Below are 1,404 nucleotides of genomic sequence, written 5' to 3'. Positions count from 1 at the left end.
GTGCCGGTGGTGAACATCGCCGCGCCGAACGCCAAAGGCTTGTCGCACAACCGTTTCACGGACTACAACGTGGGTCGCGAAGGGCTGATTCTGAACAACGCGACGGGCGCGGTGCAGCAGACGCAGCTGGGCGGGTACATCGTCGGCAATCCGGGGCTGAACGGACGCTCGGCGAACGTCATTCTGAACGAAGTGACGGGGGGCCGGGCGAGCCGACTGGCGGGCTACACGGAGATTGCCGGGCCGTCGGCGCGGCTGATCGTGGCGAATCCCTGGGGGCTGAGCTGCGACGGCTGCGGCTTCATCAACACGCCGCGGGTGACGCTGAGCACGGGGCGTCCGCTCTTCGAGGACGGGCAACTGAGCGGCTTCCGGGTCGAAGACGGGACGGTCCTGATCGAAGGGGCCGGGCTGAACGCCAGCAATGTCGACCAGTTCGAACTGATCACGCGCAGCGTCGAGATCAACGCGGCGCTGCACGCGCGGCGGCTGAGCGTGATTGCCGGGCGCAACGACGTGGATGCGCAGACGCTGGCCGCGCAGGCCCTGGCCCCCGACGGCAGCGCGCCGCCGGTCTTCGCCATCGACAGCGCGGCGCTGGGCGGCATGTATGCGCACAACGTGCTGCTGGTGGGCACCGAAGCGGGCGTCGGCGTGCGTCTGGCGGGGGATCTGGCGGCCAGCGCAGGCGACATCCGGATCGACAGCGCGGGCCGGCTGACGCTCGAGCGGGCGGCGGCCAGCGGCGCGGCCCAAGTGACCGCCAGTTCGGCGCAGATCGGCACGCTGCAAGCGGGCGGCGAGCTCGCCATCCGCGCGGCCGACGGGATCGAAATCGCCCAGGCGCTGCAAGGCGAAGCGGTGACGCTGAGCGGCAGCACAATCGCCAACCGGGGCGTCGTGCTCGCCCAGGGCGCGCTCGACATTCAGGCGCAGGCGCTGGACAACCGGCAAGGGCGGCTGCTCGGGCAGCAAGCGCTGACAGTCAGCGCTGACACGGTGGACAACCGGGATGGCATCATGGCGGCAGGCCAGGTGCAGATTGCGGCCAACCGCCTGGACAACGCCGCCGGCCTGATCGAAAGCAGCGGCGACCTGCGCCTTGCCGCCCCTGAAATCGACAACCGGGCCGGCGCCATCCGCGCCGTTGGCGCCGGCTTTACCGAGCTTGCCGCCGACGCACTGGACAACCGAGGCGGTCGCATCGAAAGCGTCAGCGAGGATTTCCAACTCCAGGCCGGGCGCATGCAGAACGCGGGCGGCAGCGTCACCCACGTCGGCCTGGGCGATTTCCTGCTCTCCGCCGGTGCGGTGGAACAGTCGGGCGGTCGCTTTCTCAGCAACGGCACGCTGGCCCTGACGGCGGCGAACTGGCAACTCAGCAGCGACATTCAGGTGCGCCGG

1 protein-coding gene is annotated in these 1,404 nt (G+C 70.0%); it reads left to right on the top strand.

Features of this window, described 5'->3' with window-relative positions; translation table 11 throughout:
• Positions 1-1,404 (top strand): filamentous hemagglutinin N-terminal domain-containing protein (locus tag JYJ39_RS13895; RefSeq protein ID WP_205205237.1); only part of this gene is annotated, 1,404 nt, incomplete at both ends.

This window comes from Azonexus hydrophilus (genome assembly GCF_905120355.1).
Taxonomy (GTDB): Bacteria; Pseudomonadota; Gammaproteobacteria; order Burkholderiales; family Rhodocyclaceae; genus Azonexus.
The sequence above is the reverse complement of the archived record's forward strand: the minus strand, read 5'-3'. Positions and strand labels throughout refer to the sequence as shown.